General features: G+C 72.6%; 20 protein-coding genes. 8 read left to right on the top strand and 12 right to left on the bottom strand.

Going from position 1 to position 21,994, the window contains the following annotated elements:
• Nucleotides 1-209 precede the first annotated feature (209 nt).
• The 6 genes from menB (at nt 210) to BUE45_RS25965 (ending at nt 6,841) form a co-directional block, all read left to right on the top strand.
• On the top strand, nt 210-1,049 hold the full coding sequence (gene menB / locus BUE45_RS25990; protein WP_073382962.1) for a 1,4-dihydroxy-2-naphthoyl-CoA synthase: 840 nt from the start codon (nt 210-212) through the stop codon (nt 1,047-1,049).
• Nucleotides 1,046-2,044, top strand: a complete 999-nt coding sequence (locus tag BUE45_RS25985) for an o-succinylbenzoate synthase (RefSeq protein WP_073382960.1) — start codon at nt 1,046-1,048, stop codon at nt 2,042-2,044. The genes menB and BUE45_RS25985 overlap by 4 nt, the downstream gene beginning before the upstream one ends.
• Nucleotides 2,045-2,202: 158 nt before the next feature.
• Nucleotides 2,203-3,918 (top strand): 2-succinyl-5-enolpyruvyl-6-hydroxy-3-cyclohexene-1-carboxylic-acid synthase, encoded by a 1,716-nt coding sequence (gene menD / locus BUE45_RS25980; RefSeq protein WP_073382957.1) that lies wholly within the window; start codon nt 2,203-2,205, stop codon nt 3,916-3,918.
• Nucleotides 3,919-4,050: 132 nt separating this feature from the next.
• Nucleotides 4,051-4,617: a dihydrofolate reductase family protein gene (locus BUE45_RS25975; protein WP_073382953.1), complete on the top strand. Its 567-nt coding sequence runs from the start codon at nt 4,051-4,053 to the stop codon at nt 4,615-4,617.
• A 213-nt stretch (nt 4,618-4,830) separates the two neighbouring features.
• The gene (locus BUE45_RS25970) at nt 4,831-6,243 is read left to right on the top strand and encodes an AAA family ATPase (RefSeq protein ID WP_084737873.1); all 1,413 of its coding nucleotides are present in this window, start codon (nt 4,831-4,833) and stop codon (nt 6,241-6,243) included.
• Nucleotides 6,194-6,841, top strand: coding sequence for an RloB family protein (locus BUE45_RS25965; RefSeq protein ID WP_178378656.1), 648 nt, complete (start codon nt 6,194-6,196; stop codon nt 6,839-6,841). Before BUE45_RS25970 ends, BUE45_RS25965 begins: the two co-directional genes overlap by 50 nt.
• A gap of 534 nt (nt 6,842-7,375) precedes the next feature.
• On the opposite strand, the gene BUE45_RS25960 is transcribed toward BUE45_RS25965, so the two are convergent.
• From BUE45_RS25960 to BUE45_RS25945, 4 genes are read right to left on the bottom strand one after another with little or no spacing between them, the layout of a single operon-like run.
• On the bottom strand, nt 7,376-7,843 hold the full coding sequence (locus BUE45_RS25960) for an NUDIX domain-containing protein (RefSeq protein WP_073382950.1): 468 nt from the start codon (nt 7,841-7,843) through the stop codon (nt 7,376-7,378).
• A 43-nt stretch (nt 7,844-7,886) separates the two neighbouring features.
• Nucleotides 7,887-8,726, bottom strand: a complete 840-nt coding sequence (locus BUE45_RS25955; RefSeq protein WP_073382948.1) for a helix-turn-helix domain-containing protein — start codon at nt 8,724-8,726, stop codon at nt 7,887-7,889.
• Nucleotides 8,723-9,253: a DUF6879 family protein gene (locus tag BUE45_RS25950; RefSeq protein ID WP_073382946.1), complete on the bottom strand. Its 531-nt coding sequence runs from the start codon at nt 9,251-9,253 to the stop codon at nt 8,723-8,725. The genes BUE45_RS25955 and BUE45_RS25950 overlap by 4 nt, the downstream gene beginning before the upstream one ends.
• A gap of 1 nt (nt 9,254) precedes the next feature.
• On the bottom strand, nt 9,255-9,455 hold the full coding sequence (locus BUE45_RS25945; RefSeq protein WP_073382944.1) for a hypothetical protein: 201 nt from the start codon (nt 9,453-9,455) through the stop codon (nt 9,255-9,257).
• Between the two features lie 170 nt (nt 9,456-9,625).
• On the opposite strand from BUE45_RS25945, the gene BUE45_RS25940 reads away from it, so the two are divergent.
• Both BUE45_RS25940 and BUE45_RS25935 read left to right on the top strand, forming a co-directional pair.
• On the top strand, nt 9,626-10,726 hold the full coding sequence (locus BUE45_RS25940; protein WP_073382941.1) for a HesA/MoeB/ThiF family protein: 1,101 nt from the start codon (nt 9,626-9,628) through the stop codon (nt 10,724-10,726).
• Entirely contained in the window at nt 10,723-11,208 is a 486-nt protein-coding gene (locus BUE45_RS25935; protein ID WP_073382938.1) for an HIT family protein, read from the top strand. The genes BUE45_RS25940 and BUE45_RS25935 overlap by 4 nt, the downstream gene beginning before the upstream one ends.
• Before the next feature lie 338 nt (nt 11,209-11,546).
• On the opposite strand, the gene BUE45_RS34030 is transcribed toward BUE45_RS25935, so the two are convergent.
• The 8 genes from BUE45_RS34030 to BUE45_RS25895 all read right to left on the bottom strand — a co-directional run bounded on the left by BUE45_RS34030 (nt 11,547) and on the right by BUE45_RS25895 (nt 21,833).
• Nucleotides 11,547-11,828, bottom strand: a complete 282-nt coding sequence (locus tag BUE45_RS34030) for a DUF397 domain-containing protein (protein WP_084737867.1) — start codon at nt 11,826-11,828, stop codon at nt 11,547-11,549.
• 153 nt (nt 11,829-11,981) lie between these two features.
• The gene (locus BUE45_RS25925; protein WP_073382936.1) at nt 11,982-12,488 is read right to left on the bottom strand and encodes a flavoprotein; all 507 of its coding nucleotides are present in this window, start codon (nt 12,486-12,488) and stop codon (nt 11,982-11,984) included.
• 66 nt (nt 12,489-12,554) lie between these two features.
• The gene (locus tag BUE45_RS25920) at nt 12,555-13,982 is read right to left on the bottom strand and encodes a glutamine synthetase family protein (protein ID WP_073382933.1); all 1,428 of its coding nucleotides are present in this window, start codon (nt 13,980-13,982) and stop codon (nt 12,555-12,557) included.
• Complete coding sequence (locus tag BUE45_RS25915; RefSeq protein ID WP_245833476.1) at nt 13,979-15,796, bottom strand: IucA/IucC family protein; 1,818 nt, start codon at nt 15,794-15,796, stop codon at nt 13,979-13,981. The genes BUE45_RS25920 and BUE45_RS25915 overlap by 4 nt, the downstream gene beginning before the upstream one ends.
• Nucleotides 15,797-15,801: 5 nt before the next feature.
• Entirely contained in the window at nt 15,802-17,607 is a 1,806-nt protein-coding gene (locus BUE45_RS25910; RefSeq protein ID WP_073382931.1) for an IucA/IucC family protein, read from the bottom strand.
• Nucleotides 17,600-18,925, bottom strand: a complete 1,326-nt coding sequence (locus BUE45_RS25905; protein ID WP_073382927.1) for an MFS transporter — start codon at nt 18,923-18,925, stop codon at nt 17,600-17,602. The genes BUE45_RS25910 and BUE45_RS25905 overlap by 8 nt, the downstream gene beginning before the upstream one ends.
• Nucleotides 18,922-20,259 carry a lysine N(6)-hydroxylase/L-ornithine N(5)-oxygenase family protein gene (locus BUE45_RS25900; RefSeq protein WP_178378655.1) on the bottom strand — a complete coding sequence of 446 codons (1,338 nt, stop codon included), beginning with the start codon at nt 20,257-20,259 and terminating at the stop codon, nt 18,922-18,924. The genes BUE45_RS25905 and BUE45_RS25900 overlap by 4 nt, the downstream gene beginning before the upstream one ends.
• Nucleotides 20,256-21,833, bottom strand: a complete 1,578-nt coding sequence (locus tag BUE45_RS25895) for a pyridoxal phosphate-dependent decarboxylase family protein (RefSeq protein WP_084737864.1) — start codon at nt 21,831-21,833, stop codon at nt 20,256-20,258. Before BUE45_RS25895 ends, BUE45_RS25900 begins: the two co-directional genes overlap by 4 nt.
• Nucleotides 21,834-21,994: the final 161 nt, after the last annotated feature.

Genomic DNA, 21,994 nt, shown 5'->3' with positions numbered 1-21,994 from the left:
GACCGCCGGCCGTCGCCGGGTCGGGTGCGTCGGGAAGGTTCGGGAAGGCCACGGGGCACAAGGGTACGCCCGCCGCGCCCCCGGGGGCGTACGCGGCCGTCCCCGGCGGCCTGGCACAATGCGTAGGGTTGACGCGGGGGCCGCCCACTCCACCGGAGCCGGTGCGGCCGCCCGCCGTTCGGATGTCCCCGTGAGGAGAAGCGGTAGCCGTGAGCAGCGTGATCGAGTGGCAGCGGTCGGGCGAGTATTCCGACATCATCTACGAGACCGCGGAGGGCATCGCCAAGATCACGATCAACCGGCCCGAGCGGCACAACGCGTTCCGGCCCCAGACCCTCTTCGAGCTCCAGCAGGCGTTCAACATCGCCCGCGACGACTCCGAGGTCGGCGTGATCATCTTCACCGGCGCCGGCGACCAGGCGTTCTGCTCCGGCGGCGACCAGAAGATCCGCGGCGACGACGGCTACATCGGTGACGACGCCGTGGCCCGGCAGGGCATCGGCCGCCTCAACGTCCTCGACCTCCAGGTGCAGATCCGCCGCCTGCCCAAGCCGGTCATCTGCATGGTCGCCGGGTGGTCCATCGGCGGCGGCAACGTCCTCCAGGTGTGCTGCGACCTGACCATCGCCGCCGACAACGCCAAGTTCGGCCAGACCGGCCCCAAGGTCGGCTCCTTCGACGGCGGCTACGGCTCCTGGCTGCTCGCCGAGACCGTCGGCCTCAAGAAGGCCCGCGAGATCTGGTACCTGTGCCGCCAGTACAGCGCCCAGGAGGCGCTGGACATGGGCATGGTCAACACCGTGGTCCCGCTGGCCGACCTGGAGAAGGAGACCGTCTCCTGGGCCCGCGAGCTGCTGGAGAAGTCCCCGCTGGCGCTGCGCATGCTCAAGGGCGCCATCAACGCCGTCAGCGACGGCGCCGCCGGGATGCAGCAGTTCGCCGGCGACGCCACCATGCTCTACTACATGAGCGAGGAGGCCCAGGAGGGCCGGGACGCCTTCAAGGAGAAGCGCCGTCCGGAGTTCGACAAGTTCCCGCGCCGCCCGTGACACCCGCCGCCGATCCCGGTGCGCGGGACGTCCCCGCCGGGGGCCGGGCCTTCGCCATCGGCCTGCGCAACAGGTTCCGCGGCATCACCGTGCGGGAGGGCCTGCTGGTCCGCGGCCCGGCCGGGTGGGGCGAGTTCTCGCCCTTCGCCGAGTACGGGCCGCGCGAGTCCTCCCGCTGGTGGGCGGCCTGCCACGAGGCCGCCCACCGGGGATGGCCCGACCCGGTGCGCGACCGGGTCGCGGTCAACGTCACCGTCCCGGCCGTGGACCCCGACCGGGCCCACGCCATCGTCACGGCGGGCGGCTGCGCCACCGCCAAGGTGAAGGTCGCGGAGAAGGGCCAGGACCCCGCCCGGGACCTGGCCCGGGTGGAGGCCGTGCGCGACGCCATCGGCCCCGCGGGGAAGGTGCGCGTGGACGCCAACGGCGCCTGGGACCCGGACACCGCCGTGCGGATGGTCCGCGCCCTGGACCGGTACGGCCTGGAGTACGTCGAGCAGCCCTGCGCGACCCTGGAGGAGCTGGCCGCGGTGCGCCGCCGGGTGGACGTGCCGGTGGCCGCCGACGAGTCGATCCGCCGCGCCGAGGATCCGCTCAAGGTGCGCGCGGCCGATGCCGCCGACCTCGTCGTGCTCAAGGTGCAGCCCCTGGGCGGGGTGCGCGCCGCCCTGCGGGTGGCCGAGGCGTGCGGGCTGCCGGTGGTGGTCTCCAGCGCCGTCGAGACGTCCGTGGGCCTGGCCGCCGGGGTGGCGCTGGCCGCCGCCCTGCCGGAGCTGCCCTACGCGTGCGGGCTGGCGACCATGCAGATGCTCACCGCCGACGTCACCGCCGACCCGCTGCTGCCCGAGAACGGGTACCTGCCGGTGCGCCCGGTGCGGGTCGACGAGGAGCGGCTGCGCGCGGTCGAGGCCGACGCCGCGCCCTGGCGCGCCCGCGCCGCGGCCGCCGTCGCCGCAGGCGGGGGCCCCGCGCCCGGTGCGGCCGGGGACGGCTGACCGGGCCCGGGACGCGGATCACAGCCCCGGGCGTTCGCCGTTTGCGCCCGAACGGGGTTCACTGGAGGGTGTGCGTCCGTGAGATATGGGGTGCCGTGCCGTACATGCGCACCCCGCGGTGATACTTGTTGCACACCTTGACGAACGAAAGCGTTTGCATGAATCCGTCTACCGCCCTGGCGCGGGTCCTCGTCGATGAACTGGCCCGCTGCGGCCTGGCCGAGGCCGTGGTCGCGCCGGGGTCGCGCTCGACGCCGCTCGCGCTCGCCCTGGTCTCCCACCCCGGGATCCGGGTGCACGTGCGGGTGGACGAGCGGTCGGCGTCCTTCCTCGCGCTGGGGCTGGCCCGGGCGTCCCGGCGCCCCGTGGCCGTGGTGTGCACCTCCGGCACCGCCGCCGCCAACTTCCACCCCGCTGTGCTGGAGGCCGACGAGAGCGGGGTGCCGCTGCTGGTGCTGACCGCCGACCGGCCGCCGGAGCTGCGCGGCACCGGCGCCAACCAGACCGTGGACCAGATCGGCCTGTACGGCGGCGCGGTGCGCCTGTTCGCCGAGGTCGGCACGCCCGACCCGGTGCCGGGCATGGTCGCCTACTGGCGCTCGCTGGTGGGCCGCGCCTGGGGCGCCGCCCGGGGCGGGCGGCCCGGCCCGGTCCACCTCAACATCGCGTTCCGCGACCCGCTCACCCCCGACGGGCCCGGCCGGGACTGGCCCGAGCCCCTGGACGGGCGGGCCGGCGGGGCGCAGTGGATCTCCCGGCCCGGCCCCCTCGCCGAACCGCCGCCGTTCGTGCTGCCCGACGTCGAGCGCGGCGTGATCGTGTGCGGCGACGGCGACTACGACCCGGTGCCGTTCCTGGCCCTGGCCGAGCTGACCGGCTGGCCGCTGCTGGCCGAGCCCACCTCCAACGCCCGCAGGGTCGGCGCGGTCTCCACCTACCGGCAGCTGCTGGCGTCCCCGGCGATCGCCGCCGGGCCCGCCCCCGACCTGGTGGTCAGCGTGGGCAGGCCCAACCTGTCGCGGCAGACCCTGGCGTTCCTGCGGCGGGCCCGCCGCCACGTGGTGGTCACCGCCGGGGCGCTGGGCGACCCGAACGCGTCGCTGCCCGGCGGGTTCGCCGACCCGGCGCGCACCGCCACCGACGTGGTGGCCGCCGTCGCGGCCCCGGCAGGGACGACGTTCGACGAGCCGCGCAGCACCGACTGGTCGGGCCTGTGGGGGCGGGCGGAGTCCGTTGCCCGCGCGGCCCTCGACGCGGTGCTGGACGAGCAGGAGACGCTGACCGAACCCCGGCTGGCCCGCGACCTGGTGTCGCACCTGGCGGCGGGGTCGCTGCTGTTCGCCGGGTCGAGCATGCCCATCCGCGACCTGGACGCCACCATGCGGGCCCGCTGCGGGGTGCGCCTGGTCGGCAACCGGGGCGTGAGCGGCATCGACGGCACGGTGTCCACGGCGATCGGCGCCGCCCTGGCCCACCAGGCGGCCGACCCGGCCGCGGGGGCGTTCGCCCTGCTGGGCGACCTGGCCGTGCTGCACGACCAGAACGGCCTGGTCATCGGCCCGGGGGAGCCGCGCCCGGACCTGGCGGTCGTGGTGGTCAACAACGACGGCGGCGGGATCTTCTCCGGCCTGGAGCAGGCGGGGCACCCCGACTTCGAGCGGGTCTTCGGAACCCCGCACGGGGTGACCATGGAGCGGGTCGCGGCGATGGCGGACGTGCCGTACCTGCACCTGGAGTGGGCCACCGACCTGCCCAAGGCCCTGCTCGGCGAGGGGGTGCGCATCGTGGAGGTGCGCACCGACCGCGTCGAGAGCGCGGTCCTGCGCAGACGCCTCCAGGCGGCGGTGGACGCCGCCCTCGCCGAGGCCCTGTAGCCCTGTGTCCTTCGAGTCCCGCCGGACCCGGTCCGGCGGGACGGTTTTTTCCACGGCATCTGCGCGCGTCACGATGAGTCCTGCGGGGTCCGGTGGTCATACCGTCGAACCCTGAACCGAGGAGGACTTCTGATGCGCGACGTGATCTGTTCGATGGGCGTGTCGCTCGACGGCTACATCGTCGGGCCGGACGGCTCCTTCAACTGGTCGGAACCCGACCGTGAGGTCTTCGAGCTCGCCACGGACGAGGTGCGCCGGGTCGGCGTCCACCTGCTGGGGCGGCGGCTGTACGAGACGATGGTGTACTGGGAGACGGTCGACCAGAACCCGGAGCACGACCACCCCACGCGCGCGTTCGCCGAGATCTGGCGGGCACTGCCCAAGGTGGTCTTCTCCACCACGCTGTCGGAGGTCCAGGGGAACTCCCGCCTGGCCTCGGGCGGCCTGGCGGAGGAGGTCGAGCGGCTGCGGGCCGAGCCGGGGGAGGGGGACGTCGCCATCGGCGGTGCCACCCTGGCCGCCGAGGCTGCCGCGCTGGGCCTGATCGACGAGTACCGGATCCGGGTCTTCCCGGTGCTGGTGGGCGGCGGCACCCCGTTCTTCCCCCGGGCCGAGCGCCACGTGGACCTGGACCTCGTCGAGTCCCGCGCCATCGGCTCCTCGAAGGTGGTCTACCTCCGCTACCGCGTGGTCCGCTGACCGGCTCCTCCAGTGTCTGCGAGGCGCTGAGGAGGGGGAGCCCGCCACGGGGGTGCGTTCAGGTTCGTGTGGTTACCAGGTTCGTGGAGTGCACACCCTAGTGTCGGTCAAAATCGTTTTCTGGGAAAAATTCTCCAGAATCAATGCTGGAAAGACGTATGAAGGCTGCCTTCGCGGGCTACGGTGACCATGGGATGCCGCTAGAACCTGGCGGTGGTCGTTGACGATGCCATGGGGCGAATCGGCTGGGAGGTGGTCACCGTGCTTCTGCGTTTCCGTGTGGCGAACTGGGCGTCCATCCGGGATGAACAGGAGTTGAGTCTGGTCGCCGCGGACGATCATCCCGACCTTGCGATGCTCGACATTCCCGGCACGGAGCTGCGGGCCCTGCCCGTGGTCGGAGTGCTGGGGGCGAACGCCTCCGGCAAGTCCAACCTGATGGTCGCGATGGCCTACGCCCGTGACGCGGTCCGGTACTCGCACAGCCGCTGGAACCCCCGTGGTGGCACCAGCCGTGTGCCTCACCTGCTCGATGAGGCGTCCGAGGAGCGGCCTTCGGAGTTCTGTTTCGACTTCATCCAGAGCGGGGTGCGCTACGAGTACGGGTTCGCGGTGAACGACGACGCGGTGACCTCCGAGTGGCTGTACGGCTGGCCCCACGGCCGGATACGGGTGCTCTTCGAGCGGGAGGAGCAGGAGTTCACACTGGGCCCGGGCCTTCGCCACGGGTTCGGGAAACGGACCCAGATGGTCAAGGAGTCCGTGCGGCCCAACAGTCTCTTCATTTCTGCGGGTGCCGCGGGGAACCACCCCCTCCTGGCCGAGATCTACGGCTGGATCGACCGGATGTCAGTGGCCTTCGACACGAACGCCCATATCCGTCTGGTTTTGACCCTGCGTATGCTCGCGGGTCCCGAACGGGATCTGTGCAACCTGTTGCTGAGGTACGCGGACCTGGGCATCACCGGCATTCGTTCCGAAGAGCGTGAGATGCCCAAGGAGGCAGCCGCCCATTTCGCGGCAGGGTTCCGGGTCCTGCACCCGGATGGTCCCCAGGCGGATCTCGACGGATGGCGCCAGTCACCGGAGATCGTCGTTTCGCATCGGGGTGCCAACGGCGATGTGGAAATGCCTTACGGAGCGGAGTCCAGCGGTACGCAGACGTGGCTCGAACTGGTCGGTGTGGTGGTTCGAGCGCTGGCAGAGGGCCGTGTGCTCGTCATCGATGAGCTGGACGCCCGACTGCACCCGAACCTTGCCGGGCAGTTGGTCAGGCTCTTCTCCGAGCCGGAGACCAATCCGCGCGGGGCGCAGCTCGTGTTCAACACCCATGACGTCACCCTGCTGAGCCGCCGCTCCTTCGGACACTTGGCCCGGGATCAGGCCTGGCTGACGGAGAAGGGGAAGAACGGGGCCACCGAGCTGGTGGCGCTGCGTGAATACAAAGTGCGGGATGACCGCGATGATGTGGTGAAGAAGTATCTTTTGGGTGCTTTTTCTGCTGTTCCGGTATTTGATAGTGAGGTGTCGGATGAAATCGCGCGCCTGATCGCGGAGGATGCGCTACCGTTCGAGCGTGGCGTCGAAGTCGAAGGAAAAAAGGGGCAAACCGCTCAATCCTCATAAGATTGGAACGCGGGAGCCCAAACGCAGGTTTCTCATCTTCTGTGAGGACACTTATGGCGGAACCACCTACTTCAGGAAGCTGAAACAGGAGGAGCGCCTGGCGAACGTGTCGATCGATATCGGACCTGATCACGGGGAGCCCTACCAGCTGGTCAAAGCCGCAGAAAAACGTCGTGACTCCCCGCACCCTCGGCGCAGGGAGCAGGGCGGCGGATACGACGAGGTGTGGTGTGTGATCGACGTCGAGGCCCCTGAGTCTCATACGTCATTGGACCGGGCGCTTCGATCGGCTCGGGTCGGAGGGATTGAGATCGCCTATGCCAATCCGTGCTTCGAACTCTGGTTGCTCCTTCACCAGAGGGATGTCTTCGGTCATCTGACCACCGGTGAAGCGGTGAATCTGATGCGAGGCTTGAAGTGTTGCTATAACAACAGTAAGGACTTCAACCCCGACCACTTCATGGGAGAGCACCAACGGAACGCCATCACGCGCGCGGAACGCTTGGCGAAACAGCACGAAGGCACCCACCACATACGTCAGAGGAACCCCGGAACGGATATCCACGTCCTTGTCCGCCGTATCCTCGGTCGTCAGTGAAGGGCGAGCGGTACCATCGAGGTGAATCCGGTGGCCCGGCCGATTCGCCCGTCGAACTCCCCGAAGACCCTGCGGCGGCGCCCTGCACTGCTAGGTCTTCGAGGAATCGGGTGGAAAGTTCGACCGGGTTCACCAGGTCGCGCGCATCGCGGACGACCTTCCCGAAGGTGCATGCCCTCAGCGCATCTTCGTCTCCCGGCTGGTCTCCATGAACTCGGAGCGCCGGCCCTGGGACGAGTTCCCTCGCCCCACCCACTGAACCTACGAGGTGGCTACCGTTACCGCCACACGTGACGCCCTCGCGGACATTCGTCTACCTGCCTTTGAGACGCCCCGAGTTCGCCCGGGCTGATATCCGCGCCGTTCTCGCGCTATCGCGCCAAGGAATGTTCAAGGGATCCGGCATCAGGATGCCTGTCCCTGTGGACCCCGGGCCGTCTGCCCGTCTTCGAGCGAGGTCGCCCATGCTGTCTTGAAGGGCCAACCGGCCCGTCAGCCGTTCGTCGCGCAAGAAGCGGCTCCGGATACGGCAGTTCATCCGGTGTGGGCAGGGCCGTCCCGGAGTGCGTGCTCGACCCGGAGCCGTTGGGTGTGGTGCATCGGCAGGCCCTCGCTTTCGGCGGGCGTGAACCAGCGGACCTCGTACGACTCGTCGCTCACCGCGAGTTCCCCGCCCACCACCCGGGCGCGGAAGCACACGTTGAACTGGCGGCGTACCTCGCCGTCGCTGTAGGCGATGACGTGCCGGGCGTCGGTGTAGGTGCCGACCAGGCCGGTCACCTCCACCTCGTACCCGGTCTCCTCCCGTACCTCGCGCACCGCCGCCTGCGGCAGGCTCTCGGTCATCTCCATCGCCCCGCCGGGCAGGGCCCACAGCCCGTTGTCCACCCGCCGCTGCAACAGCAGCCGTCCCTCGCCGTTGATGACGGCCGCACTGGCCGCCACCACCAGGCTGTTGGGCGCCGGTGCGGCCGGGTCGGCGTAGTACTCGGTACGGGCCATGTGCGGAGTCGCTCCTCAGGTGACCGGTTGAAGTCCCTCGGCTTCAGTCTTGCGCGAGAGCCGCCCGGGCCGAACGAACGAGTTCCAGGGCCCGGTGCTCACGGACCGCTGTGCGGGACAGGGTGGCGAACACCCTCCGGTAGGGCTCGACCGCGTCATCGTCGGTCAGGTGCAGCTCGGCGCCGACGGTCTCCACGATCACCCCTTCTTCGTCGTAGATCCAGAACCCGTGCATCGGGGAGGCCGCCAGGGCCACCGACAGAGGAATGACCCCGATCCTTCCGGTCCCTTGTCGGATGCAGGAGGCCAGGTGGTCGAGCTGCTCGACCTGGACCCGACTGGACGCGTGGAGGGCGCGCAGCGCCGGTTCCCACAGCAGGATCCGCACCTCCCTTTCCCGGTCCTGGAGGATCGCGCGGCGTTCCATGCGTTTACGCACGCCTTCCTCGATGTCGGCCGGGGTGCCGTAGAGTTCGACGGCCCGGCTGATCATGGCGCGGGCGTAGGCGGGGGTCTGTAAAAGGCCCGGGACGCACACCGATTCGAAGATGCGCAGAGTGCGGGTGCGGTGCTCCAGGTCCACGGCGTTCTGCTGGCGGGCCCGGTTGCCCGCGGCGAGTCGGCGCCGCCACCCGGTGTAGTGGGTCTCCAGCGCGCCGAGCTGGGCCACCAGCCCTTCGGCCGCACTCTCCTGTCCGCACAGCAGGGCCCAGCGGCGCAGGTCGGCCGCGGTCGCGGTCTGGTTCCCGCGTTCGAGGCGGGACACCTTGGAGGGATGCCACCCGGCACGGGCCGCCAGTTCCCGGCCGGACAGGCCGGCCTCCTCCCGGAGTTCGCGCAGGCGGACGCCGAGGGAGACACGGGCGGTCTGGTAGTCGGTCATAGGGCGCGGGTGGCCATGTACTCCGTGAAGGGCAGGGCGTGGTGCCAGGCGGCGTCGCGGGCCTGGAGTGCGGTGAGCACCTGTCGGGGGTCTTCCGTGAGCGCGGCGCCCAGGACATCACCCTTGTCGTCGAACTCCAGGCGGGCGACGGTGCGGCTGTCGAAGACCCAGAAGTCGTGCCCTGGCAGCTCGGTGACGATGGGGTGGGTGCGGGGCAGGTAGCGGATGTCCTCGCCGACACCGAGGTTGTAGGGGGTGCCCCACAGCTCCCAGCGCAGGTAGTCCGAGGGCGGGTCGTCGATGAGCCGGACCCGTTCCATGCGCTTGCCGGTGGCGAGTTCCGCTTTCATCATCGTCAGCCAGGGCTTGAACCACTCGATGTCGGAGTCGTCGCCGGTCAGCCACCGCTGGAAGGGCTCGTTCTCGATGAGGACGCCATAGAAGGTACGGGTCTCCAGCCGCCAGGCGGTATGGCGGTATTGCCGGAAGAGCTCGTTGAAGGCTTCTCCGGAAACGAGGTCGGACACGTCACTCCTCGGGGGCGAAGCGGGTCAGCAGTTCGCGGGGGACTACGACGAATTCCTCGCCGGGCAGTATGTCCGCGAGTTGGGCGAGGGCTTCGGGGTCGGTGAGCCGGTAGCCCTGGACGACGATGCTCCCGGTATCGGTCTCGTACAGGGTGGGGCAGTTTCCTCCGTGGGAGGTGGTGCCGAGCTTACGGAGTTTCACGATCCTCCTCGGTGCCGGGATGTGTTTTGAGTATCTAGGAGCAAAGCGGCTCGGAGGCAGGGTTCGGTGACGGTCACAGGAGCAATCTCGCGCAATCCCTGCTCTGAGCCGTTGCCGCCGCCGTACGCTCACGCCAATTCGGTGTTCACGGACGGTGAGGTGGCAGGCACATGCACTCTGTTTCGACCCGCGATGATCCCCCGCGTGTACTTGCTCCCTATGTACGCGTGGGCTTCCAGGACGGGGCGCTGTTCCTCGGGTTCGGGTCGATACGGCGGCCCGTACACGACCGCACGCTGTGGGAACCCCTGCTACGTCTGGCCGGCCACTTCCATGAACCACGTACCCGGGCCGAGGCCCGCTCGTTCCTGGACGACCTTTGCGAAGCGGACACCTCCCGAGCCGAAGCGGTGATGCGGTTGCTTGACGACGGCAACCACCTGATCTCCGCGCACGCCTACGACCCGGCCGACCGCTACAGCCGCCACTCCCTGTTCTACGAACTCTCAGGTGCCGATGCGGTGCAGGTCCAGCTCCGGCTGGCGCGGGCCCGGGTGGTGTTGCTGGGGTGTGGGGGCATCGGCAGCCTGGTGGCGGTGACCCTGGCCACCGCCGGGGTCGGCGAACTGGTCCTCGTGGACGCCGACCACGTGGAGCTGAGCAACCTGACCCGCCAGTTCCTGTTCACCGAGGCCGACATCGGGCTGCCCAAAGCCGAGGTGCTCGCCAGGGAACTGCAACGGCGCAACCGCGACTGTCGGGTGCTGCCGGCGGTCCGCGATGTCGGGGCCGGGGAGGACCTGGAGGGCCTGCCCGACTGCGACCTGTTCGTGGTCTCGGCCGACTCCCCGGGACTGACGGGCACGGTCAACGCTTACTGTGTCCGGAATGGAACGCCCTGGATGAACGCCTGCTACGTCAACGACATCGCGGTGTGGGGTCCGCTGGTGATACCTGGGGCGACCGGATGCTGGGACTGCCGTCCGCTCACCGCCGGCGCCCCGGAGGGGGAAGCCGAGCTGTCCCGGCTGGTGGCCGGGATCAACGGCCGTTACCAAGCACCGTCCAACGGTCCGGTCAATATGCTGGCCTCATCCCTGGCCGCTCTGGACGCACTCCGGTATCTGGGCGGCTTCGGCACCCCGGCGTCCCTGAACCGGCGGATGGGGGTGTGGTCGCACGATCTGATGCTCGACGGCCAGGACACGGAGCGCGACCCGGACTGCTCCACCTGTGCCGCTGCCGTTCCGGTCCGGGAGGGGGTTCGATGAGCGCCGACCACGACGCGCGGTGTGTCTTCTGCCGGATCGCCGCCGGACGGGCCCCGGCACACCGGATCTGGGAGGACGCCGGCCATCTGGCGTTCCTGTCGACCTCTCCCAACACCGAGGGGTTCTCGGTGGTGATCCCCAAGGCCCACCGGAGCAGCTACGTGGTGGACCTGGAGGCGGGGGAGTACGCCGCACTGCACCTGGCGGCCCGGGAGGTGGCGCGGCTGTTGGACGCCGCGTTCACCGATGTGGCGCGCACCGGGATCATGTACGAGGGGTACGGGGTGGACCACGCCCACGCCAAGCTCTTCCCGATGCACGGGACGGCGGGGAACGCGGGCCGGGGGTGGCGTGCGGTGGCGTCGACGGCCACGGGCTACTTCGACCGGTATGAGGGGTATCTGTCCTCGCACGACCACGAGCGGGCCGAGGACGGGTGGCTGGCGGAGGTCGCCGCACGGATCAGGACAGCGGCCGGATGACCGTGTGGCCCGTTGGCGCAGGGGCTCGGAGAACGGGTGCGGGGTGGCCCTGAAAGGGGGCCGCCCCGCTGTCGCTTCTCCCGGGTGGTGCTCGGTGTCAGTTGTTGCCGTCGTCGTTCACGGTGGCCTCCTCGTTGTCCGTGGCAGGTTGACCGGCATCCGTTTCGGGCCCGTAGCGGCCCCCTCAACCCATGGAAGCCCGGCGACGCGTGTGGGGACAATGCGCTTGCTCGAAGTTGCGCCCGGGGATACGGGGTGAACACGGCGATGACCGGCAGGAGCGCGGGCCCAACCGGGCACCGGTGGTGTTGTACAGGGCTGGTGGAGCGGGGGGAAGGTCAGCCGCGGGCCGGCTGGAGGAAGGCGGTCCACTCGGGGGGGAAGAAGGGGAGACGGCCGTCGGCGGAGTGCTCGGAGTCGCGGACGGCGGCCCCGCCGGGAAGGTCGGCGACCTCGACGCGAGTGCCGTTGACACCGCTGTGGCCGCTCTCGTGCCAGAGGATCGGGTCGGTCCCTGGAACCCGCTCTTCCAGGTCGTGGAGACGGCGGTCGACCCCCGGAACAACGCGAAAACGCAGGTGCCCCGGCCGGTGCGCTAACACCGGACGGGGCGTGGTCATCACCTGACACCAGCAGGGGATGACCGGGGGACACCCTACTACCGGTACCGGTCGCCACCGGCGGCCGTGCTGATGGAGGGTCTGACGTGTCCGGGTCCTGGCCACCACCGCCGGGCCGGGCGGACCCGCCCGCCGAACGACCCGGGACCTGCTTCAGGCGGTCGGAGCGGCGGCGAGCGCATCGGCGACCCGGCGCCACTCCGGAAGGCCGCGGGTCGCGCCGCGCAGCAGGGTGACGTTCGGGATCTCCTCCAACATGCGCCGGCTGCGATCCCATGCGGGGTGGCCGGTCAGTCCGGCACCGGGCTCGGGGACCACGAACGTCGGCACTCCGCAGCCGATCATCTCGCAGACCAGCGCGACCGCGAACGTGTCCGTGATGCCGAGGGCCGTCTTGTTGGTGCTGTTGAACGACCACGGGCAGGCCAGGACCGCGTCCGGCGGCGGCAGGCTCACCCCGGTCCCGGGACGGCGGAACTCCACGCGCACCGGTTCGCCGGTCAGCTCCTCCAGCGCGGCCAGGTCGTGGAAGCGGGTGCCCGTCGGCGTGCACAGCACGGTGACCCGCCACCCGTCGTCCTGGAGCAGGCGGACCAGGTCGGGGGCGGTCTCCTCCGGGGTGGTGGAGGCGCCGGAGAGGGTGAGGTAGAGGGTTCGCATACGGTCCAGTCTGGCTGCCGCAGATGAACCGTGCCCCGCCGGGGAACCCGGCGGGGCGTTCCGCGTCTACCCGCGCTCGAAGTGGCGGCGGCGCTCGAAGTCGGTCACGGTCGCGGAGAAGGCGGCCAGCTCCGCGCGCCCCGCCGCCGCGTAGTGGCGGACGACGTCCGGGCCGAAGACCGCGCGGGCGATCTCGCTGTTCTCCCAGGCGAGGACGGCCTCCTCCAGGGAGGCCGGCAGCCGGGGCAGGTCGGCCGCCCCCGCGTCCCCCGCCGTCGGCTCCGGCAGCGGCAGCGCCTGGTCGATCCCGTACAGCCCCGCCGCGATGATCGCCGCCACCGACAGGTAGGGGTTGGCGTCCCCGCCCGGCACCCGGAACTCGATCCGCGCCGACTCGCCCTGCCCCACCACCCGCACCGGGCAGGTGCGGTTGTCCAGCCCCCACGCGATCGAACTCGGCGCGTACGCCTGCGGCGACAGCCGCTTGAACGAGTTCACGTTGGGCGCGTGCAGCAGCGCGAACTCCCGCATGCACGCCAGCTGCCCCGCCACGAAGTGCTCCATGTGCTCGGACATCCCGTACCGCCCCGACCCGTCGTCGGCGAAGACCGGAGCCCCGGTCTCGTCGCGCAGAGACAGGTGCACGTGGCACGAGTTGCCCTCGCCGCCGTCGTACTTGGCCATGAACGTCAGCGCCGCCCCGGCCTGGGCCGCCAGCGCCCTGGCCCCCGCCTTGTACACCACGTGGTTGTCGCAGGTCCGCAGCGCGTCGTCGTAGCGGAACACGATCTCGTACTGCCCCGGGTGGCACTCGCCCCGCGCCGACTCCACCCGCATTCCCGTCCGCTCCATCGCGGTGCGGATGCGCCGCATCAGCGGGTCGATCTCGGTCACCTCGGGCAGCGCGTAGTCGGAGTTGAACCGGGTCGCCGTCGTCAGCCCCCGGTAGTCCCGCTCGAACGCCTCCTGGTAGGAGTCGCGGAACACAAGGAACTCCAGCTCCGTGCCCGCCAGCGCCCGCCACCCCCGCTCCGCCAGCCGCTCCAGCTGCTCCTTGAGCACCTGCCGCGGCGCCACCGGCACGGGCCGTCCGTCCGCGTCCAGGGCGTCGCCCAGCACGAGCGCGGTCCCCGGGTCCCAGGGCAGGTAGCGCAGGGTCCCCGGGTCCGGCAGGATCGCGAAGTCCCCCAGCCCTCCGCCCCACGGGTCGGTGGCGTACCCCGGCCGCGACTCCATCTCCACGTCGGTGGCCAGCAGGTACAGGCAGGCATCGAACCCGTGCTCCAGCACCCGCTCCGCGAAGTCGCGCGGTGCCACCCGGCTGCCCTGCACCCGCCCCTGGAGGTCGGGCAGGGCCACGATGACGTCGGTGATCCCCCCGGCCTCCACGTCGGCGCGCAGCCGCTCCAGCGGCACCGGGAAGGGCGGCGGCGGGGGAGACGGGGGCAGGGTCTCGTACAGGGGCGGCAGGCCGTCCCCGATCAGCGGGCTCATCGGTCCTCTTCCGGGGTGTGCAGCGGGTTGGGGATCGCGGGGGCGTCCAGGTGGAACTCGGCGTCGCGCTCGGCGCGGTCGTGGTAGCCGCCGCCCAGCAGCCGCTCCCGGTTCAGGCACACCCGCTCGTACTCCGGCGCCAGCAGGTCGAACAGCGCGAACCGGTCGGCCAGCTCGGGGAACTCGGCGTGGTACCGGTCGATCTCGGCGCGCACCAGCGCCCAGAACCGCTCCTCGGCCACCCCCAGCTGCTCCTGGACCAGCGGTGCCAGGTACCGGAAGTGCCCGATGAACAGGGACTTGGCCACCGACGAGGTCAGCTCGCGGGCGTCGAAGCGCATCAGCACCCCCAGCGCCTCCGCCGGCAGCCCCTCGTACTCGGGCAGGTCGGTGTCCAGCAGCTTCATGTCGTCCACGAAGTCCTTGACCGCCAGCCGCACCGGCCGGTCCCGCCCGTCGAAGACGACGATGGTGTTCTCGCCGTGCGGGTTGAACGCCAGCCCGTACCGGTACAGCAGGTGCAGCAGCGGCGGCAGCACCGCGCCGAACAGGGCGGCCAGCCACTCCTCGGTGCTCAGGCCGGACCGCTCCACCAGCTCGGCGGTGAACGCCCGCCCCTTGCCGTCCACGTGCAGCAGCGCGGCCAGGGTGCGCGCCCGCTCGCCCGGGTCCAGGCTCTCGGCGACCGGCTCGCGCCACAGCGCGCCCAGCAGCTGCCGGTGCCGGTAGGGCGCGTCCGGGATGTCCTCCAGCACCGGGTGGCGTACCGCCACGGCGGCCACCTCGCCGGGCAGGATCACGCGGTGCCGCTCGGACAGGAACGCGTCCCGGGCGTGCAGCGCGTGCACCCACCCCGTGCTCACCGGGGCGGCCCGGCACAGCTCGGTGGGGATGCCCCGGTAGACCATGGTGTTGAGGATGGCCAGCGACAGCTTGACGTTGAACCGGTCCGGCCTGGTCAGGTTGGTGAACGTGCGGATGGACTGCTGGGGCAGGTAGTCGTCGCCGGCCTCGCCCAGCGGGACGACGAGCCCGCGGGCCAGCTCGGCGGCGAACAGCGGCACCACCACCTCGTCCCACTGCCAGGGGTGCACCGGCAGCCACACGTACTCCCCGGCCGGGGCCGCCGCCGCTGCCAGCCGCGCGGCGAACCGCGCGGTGGTCTCCCCGCCCAGCTCCCGGGCGCGCAGCTCCTCCGCGTCCAGGCCGGGCACCCCGTGGTACTCGGCCAGGGAGGAGTGGACCGCGATCCACGGCATCCGGGCGGGCCGCCGGGCCTCGGGCGGGAACTCCGCGTGGTCGCGCGCGGAGAAGCCCACCCGCCCCTTGTTGGCGAAGATCCACGGGTGCCCGGTCTGGTGGCCCTCCAGGTCGGCGTAGGGCAGGTCGGCCAGCTCGGCGGCGGTCAGCCCCCGCGCGGCCAGCCGGGCGTCGGCGGACAGGGTGGCGGTCAGCTCGCCGACGGTGAACGCCTCCACGGCCGGGTCCACCACCCCGGCCGCGCCCAGGTCGCGCAGGAGCGCGAACGGGGAGGCGGGCACCTCGGCCCCGTCGGGGCCGACCCGGGTGACCCCCGGCAGCACCCGCCACCCGTCCAGGGAGGTGCGCCGCCCCTCGAACCGGTAGCGGGAACCGCCCACGGCGGCGCTCCAGCGGCCGGGCCCGTCCTCGGCCTCGGGGGCCAGCGCGTACTCGAAGCACAGCTCGGCGACCATCTTGGCGGCCAGCAGGTCGCAGGCCCGGTCCCAGTGCCCGGCGGTCAGCTCGGCGGGCACCGGCAGCGGCGCCCCGGGTGCGGCGGTCGTGCGGTCCACGGTGTTCACCCCTCCTCCCGGGCGAGGGCCAGCGGGTTGTCCACCAGGCCGTGCATGACGTCGAACTCGGCGTCGCGCTCGGCGCGCTCGTGGAAGCCGCCGCCCATGAGCTGTTCGCGGTTGAGCGCCACCCGCCCCACCCGGGGCGCCAGCAGGTCGAACCAGGCGAACCGCTCGGCCAGCTCCGGGAAGCGCGCGTGGTAGGCCAGCACCTGGGCGCGGGCCAGCTCCCACAGCCGCTCCCCGGGCACCCCGAGGTCGTGTTCGACGATGTCGGCGAGGAAGCGCAGGTGCCCGGCGCAGATCGCGGACAGCACCGAGTGCGCCAGCTCCCGCGGCTGCCAGCGGTGCAGCACCGACCGCACGTGCTCGGGGATCTCGGCGTACTCGGGCAGGTCGAAGGGGAGCAGTTCGACGTCGGAGCCGAAGTCCTTGAGGGCGATGCGCACCGGGACCTCGTTCTCGTCCAGGATGAGCACCACGTTCTCCCCGTGCGGGGTGAAGGACGCGCCGTACCGGTACAGGTAGTGCAGGACCGGCGGGAACAGGGCGGAGACGAACCGCTCCAGCCAGGCCTGCGCGCCCAGCCCGGAGCGCTCGACCAGCTCGGCCACCAGGGGGCGGCCGTCGGAGCCGCGCAGCAGCAGGCAGGCCATGGTGCGGGCGCGCTCGCCCTCGCGCAGGTGGCGGTGGATCGGCTCGCGCCAGATGGTGCCCAGCAGCTCGTGGAACCGGTAGGGGGCCTGGGGCATCTGCGCGAACACCGGGTGGGGGACGGTCGCGGAGGCGCGCTCGGCGAGCATCACCACCCCCGTCTCGGCGAAGTAGGCGTCGCGCTCGGCCAGGGCCCGCAGCCAGGCGCTGGTGTGCGGGGCGCAGCCGGTCTGGGTTCCCGACAGGCCGCGCCACACGAGGGTGTTGCGGATCATCAGCGGCACCTTGACGTTGAGCCGGTCGGGCCGGTCCAGGTTCATCAGGGTGCGGATGGACTGGAAGGGGCGGTAGCGGTCCCGGCTCTCGCCCAGGCGCACCACCCGGCCCAGGGCGATCTCCCCGGCGAACAGCGGGGCGACGACCTCGTCCCACTGGTAGGGGTGGACGGGGATCCACAGGTAGGCGTCGGGGTCGCCGCCGCGCCCGCGGATCAGCGCGGCGAACTCCGCGCGCTGGTCCCCGTCGATCTCGGCGGCCACCAGCGCGGCCCGGTCGGTGCCCGCCATGGCCTGGAAGCCGCCCAGGTCGGGGTGGACGGCGATCCACACCAGGCGGAACGCGCCGCGCGCCTCGGGGGTGTAGCGGGCGGCGTCGCCGGCGGAGAACCCGAGGCGGCCCTTGTTGACGAAGATGCAGGGGTGGCCGGTCTGGTAGCCCTCCAGGTCCTCGTAGGGCAGGTCGGCCAGGTCGGCGGCGGGCAGGGCGTCGGCCAGCAGGCGGGCGTCGGCGGCGTGGGTGGCCAGCAGGTCGCGCACCACCTCGGCCAGGGAGTCGCCGGGCAGGCCCACGGTCTTCTGGGCGTCGGTGACGAACCGGGTGGGGTCCCAGGCGGGCTCGGAGCCCCGCGCTCCGGTGCGGACGAACGAGTCGGGGTCCGCGTGCCAGGAGCCGAAACCGCCGCGGCGGGCGGTGAAGGTGTAGACGACGCCGTCGTCGACGGGCAGCCGCCAGGCGGGGGAGCCGCCGGAGACGGCCGGCTCCGGCGCGGGGACGACCATCTCCTCGTAGGCCATCTCGCCCACCATGTGGGCGAGCAGGCGTGCTCCGGCCCGGCGCCACAGGTCGGCGTCGCGGGTGTGCTGTGCGTTCTCAGGCATGGTGGGGACTTTCGGTGCGGTGCGCGGACGGGTCGTCGCCGGCGGGGGCGGCCCGGGGGGCCGGTGCGGTCCCGGGGGCGCGGGCGGTTTCGGGTGCGGGTGCGGCCTCCGGGCCGCGGGTGGTCTCGGGTGCGGTCGGCGGCGGGCCGCCGTCCGGGGCGGGCGGCAGGCGGGCGGGCAGGGACAGCAGCAGCGCCAGCACGGCGAACAGCCCCGCCCCCGCCAGCAGCGGCAGCCCCAGCCCGGCCCCGGCCAGGGCGGTGGCGGCCACCGGGCTGACCAGGGTCGCCGCCACCCGCACGGTGGCCACGGCGGAGAACGCCGGCCCGTCCGTGCCGGTCACCGCGAACACCCGCAGGTCCAGGGCGACGTGCCCCAGACCCAGCCCGATCCCGAACACCACCCGGGCCAGCGCCAGCAGCGCGGTGTCGCCGGTGAGGAACTGCCCGGCCAGCCCGGCCGCGGCCAGCAGGCACGCCGCCGGCAGCAGCGCCCTGCCCAGCAGGGCGTGCGCCCGGCCGGCCAGCGGCAGCACCGCCACCACGGCGACCTGCGGCAGCAGGAAGAGGACGGCGGCGGCCGTGGTGCCGACGCCGCCGCCCTCCGCGTAGACGGTGAAGAACGGGCGCACGACGAGGCGGGCCACCTCCACCGCCAGCACGACCGCGCCGACCGCGGCGATCGCGGCCACCGCTCCCCGCGGCGCCGGAGCGGCGCGGGGAGCGGCCCGGTCCGCCGCGGGCGCGTCGGCGACGGCCGGGGCCGCGCGCCGCTCGCGGGGCAGCCGCCGGTGGCACAGCACCGCCAGCGCCACGTACAGCAGCGCGCACGCGGCGATGCCCCACCGGGGCTGGGACAGGGCCATGATCCCCGCGCCGATGAGGGTGGCGACCACCGTTCCCCCGTTGACCACGTACGCGAACACGGTGACGTCGCGGACCCGGTCGGTGCCGGTGCCCACGAACGCCGGGTAGGCCAGGGTGAACGCCATCGTCACCGCCACCTGCACCGCGGACACGGCCAGGAACACCGGGTAGGTCGGCGAGACCGCCAGGAGCAGTTCCAGCACGGCGGCCGCCCCCAGCGACCCCAGCACCAGCGACGCCAGGGAGAACCGGCGGGCGACCAGCCCCCACAGGGGCATGGCCGCCAGCGCGGTCACCCGGCACACCCAGATGTACACGCCGGTGGCCCCGGGGTCGGTCACCCCGAACAGCCGCTCGAACAGCTGCGGGTAGAACGGGCTGAGCGCCACGTCGCTCACCAGGTGCAGCAGGATGACCAGCAGGTAGAGCCGCCGGAACGAGGCCCCGCTCACCGCCGGTCCCCGGCCGGGGCGCCGAACGACGTGAACGCCGTCCGCTCCGGCAGCCGGTAGGCGGTCCGCCCGGTGACCGCGTTGAGGATGACGGCCGCCCGCCAGGCGCCCAGGCCCAGGTCGGGCGCGCCCACGCCGTGGGAGTGCAGCTCGGCGTTCTGCACGTGGACGGGCGCGGTGAGCGTGGGGTCGGTGGCCAGCCGCAGGTCCCCGTCGACGAACGGGCGCCCCTGCGCGTCGGTCTCGATGAGCTTGGCGATCGGAGCCAGGAAGTCCGGCGAGCGCTGGGCGTAGCCGGAGGCGGCGATCACCGCGCCGGTGCGCACGGTGAACCCGGCGTCCTGCTCGCGGTGGCGGAACCGCAGCGCGAACCCGTCGCCGTCGGCCTCGGCGGCCACCAGCTCGCACTGGGCGCGCAGGCTCACCCCCGGGTCGGCGCCCCCGATGCCCCGCTCGTAGAGCACGTCGTGGATCTCGGCGATGGTGTCGCCGCTGATGCCCTTGTAGAGCTGCCACTGGGCGGGGACCACGCGGTCCTTGGTCTCCTGGGGCAGGGCGTGGAAGTACCGGGTGTAGTCGGGGGTGAAGTGCTCCAGGCCCAGCTTGGAGTACTCCATGGGCGCGAACGCGGGCGAGCGGGTCAGCCAGTTGAGGGTCGTCGCGCGGTGGGCGGGGGAGCGGAGCAGGTCCAGGAACACCTCGGCTCCGGACTGGCCCGATCCCAGGACGGTGATGTCGTCCACGCCCTCCAGCCCGGCGGCCCGGTCGAGGTGGTCGGCGGCGTGGAACACCCGGTCGCCCACCAGCGGGCGCAGCGGCGCGGGCAGCACCGGCTCGGTGCCGATGCCCAGGACCAGGGCGCGGCCCCGGGTGCGGCTCACGGTCCCGTCGGCGCCGGTGTGCGTGACCGTGAAGACCCCGTCCTCGTGGTGGACGGCGTCCGCGCGCGCGTCGAACCGGCACGAGTCCAGGGAGCGGGCGACCCAGCGGCAGTAGTCGTCGTACTCCCGGCGGGGGGCGTGGAAGTGCTCGGAGAAGTAGAAGGGGAAGAGCCGGTCGTGCTCGCGCAGGTAGGACAGGAACGACCAGCGGCTGGTGGGGTCGACCAGGCTCACGAGGTCGGCGAGGAAGGGCACCTGGAGCCGGGCGCCCTCCAGCAGCAGGCCCGGGTGCCAGGAGAACGAGGGCCGGGCCTCCAGGAAGCGCGCCGTGAAGCCGGGGAGGCCGTCGGCGAGGGCGGCCAGGGCCAGGTTGAACGGGCCCAGGCCGATACCGACCAGGTCGTGGATCGCTTCGTCCTCGCGGGGGAGGGGGCGGGTGTCGGCGGCGGTCAACGGGACTCCTTCGTGGCGGAGAGTTCGGCGTCGCCCGCGGCGGCGACCTCGGCGAGCAGGGCGGCGGTGTCCTCGGCGGTGGTGTCGGGGTTGAGCAGGGTGAGCTTGAGCCACACCCGGCCGTCCAGGCGGGTGCGGCCGACCACGGCCCGCCCCTCCTCCATCAGGCGGCGGCGCAGCCGGGCGTTGACCCCGTCGGAGTCGGCCCCGGCGTCGTAGCGGAACACCACCGTGGTCAGGGAGGGTGCGGCGGCCAGCTGGAGCCGGGGGTGGGCGGTCACCGCGGCGGCGGTGCGCAGGGCCAGGTCCCGGCAGGCGTCCACCAGCCGGCCCAGCCCGTCGGTTCCCAGGACCCGCAGGGTGACGGCGATCTTGAACACGTCGGCCCGGCGGGTGGTGCGCAGCGAGTAGCCGAGCAGGCTGGGGTAGCCCGCCTCCTCGTCGTCGGCGGGGTTGAGGTAGTCCACCGAACGGGACAGCGGTGCGAACAGGGCCCGCTCGCGGGTGAGCAGGACGCCGGCGGCCACCGGCTGCCAGCCGAGCTTGTGCAGGTCCAGGCCGACCGAGTGGGCCCGGCCGAGTCCGGCGAGCATGCCGCGCAGCCTGCGGGAGAACAGCAGGCCGCCCCCGTAGGCGGCGTCCACGTGCAGCCACACCCCGTACTCGCGGGCGATGTGGGAGATCGCCCCCAGGGAGTCGATGCCGCCCAGGTCGGTGGTGCCGGCGGTGGCCACGACCGCGACGGGGACGTCCCCGTCGGCGCGCGTCCGGTCCAGGGCCTCGCGCAGGGCGCGCGGGCGCATCCGGTGCCGGGAGTCGACGTCCACGGCGACCACGGCGTCCTCGCCCAGGCCCAGCAGGGCGGCCGAGCGCTGGACGGAGAAGTGGGCGGCGGCCCCGCACAGGATGCGCGGGCGGGCTCCGGCGGCGGCCCGGGCCACCCCGTGGCGGACGGGGTCGTGCCCGGTCCCGGCCAGGGCGTGGTCGCGGGCCAGCAGCAGGGCGGTCAGGTTGGACTCGGTGCCGCCGGAGGTGACGACCCCGCCCGCCGCGTCGGGGTCGTACCCGGCCAGTCCGGCCAGTTCGCCGATGACGCGGGTCTCCATGGCGGTCGCCGCGGGGGCCTGGTCCCAGGAGTCCATGGACTGGTTGAGGACGGAGGCGACGGCGTCGGCTGCCACCGCGACGGCCAGCGGCGGGCAGTGCAGGTGGGCGGCGCAGCGGGGGTGGGAGGGGTCGGCGGCGTTCGCGGCCAGGACGTGCGTGAGCCGGGCCAGGACCCGCCGGGCCGGGTCGGCGGAGGCGGGGTCCTGCTCCGGGGCGGCGGGCAGCGGTCCCAGGGCGGTCCGGACCGCCTCGGCCACCTCGTGCGGCGTGCGGGCGGGCAGCGGGCCGCCGCGCTCGTCGCGGGCGGCGGACAGGACGTCGGCGGCGGCCGTCACGAGGGCGGCCACGGCCTCGGGGCCGCCGGGGGCACCGGCCAGGGCGCCGGGGAGCAGCGTGGAGGCGTCGGTGGGGACGGTGAGGCCGTCGGGGCCCCAGGTCACGGTGTCGCCACCGGGAGTGATGGTCATGGGCGTCGGGCTCCTGTTTTTCTCTCCGAGGCGGTCCGGGACGCGCGCGGGCGGGGCGGGGGAGCCCCGGGCCGCGGCGCCCGTGCGGTGCGCCGGGGGCGGCGGGGGAGGCCGCGCGTCCCGGGCCCCGCCGGTGGGGGGCGGGTGGAACAGCGGGGGAG

The organism is Nocardiopsis flavescens, assembly GCF_900141985.1.
GTDB classification, from domain to species: domain Bacteria; phylum Actinomycetota; class Actinomycetes; order Streptosporangiales; family Streptosporangiaceae; genus Nocardiopsis; species Nocardiopsis flavescens.
Note: the sequence above shows the minus strand (reverse complement) of the source record. Positions and strands in the feature narration are given on the sequence as shown.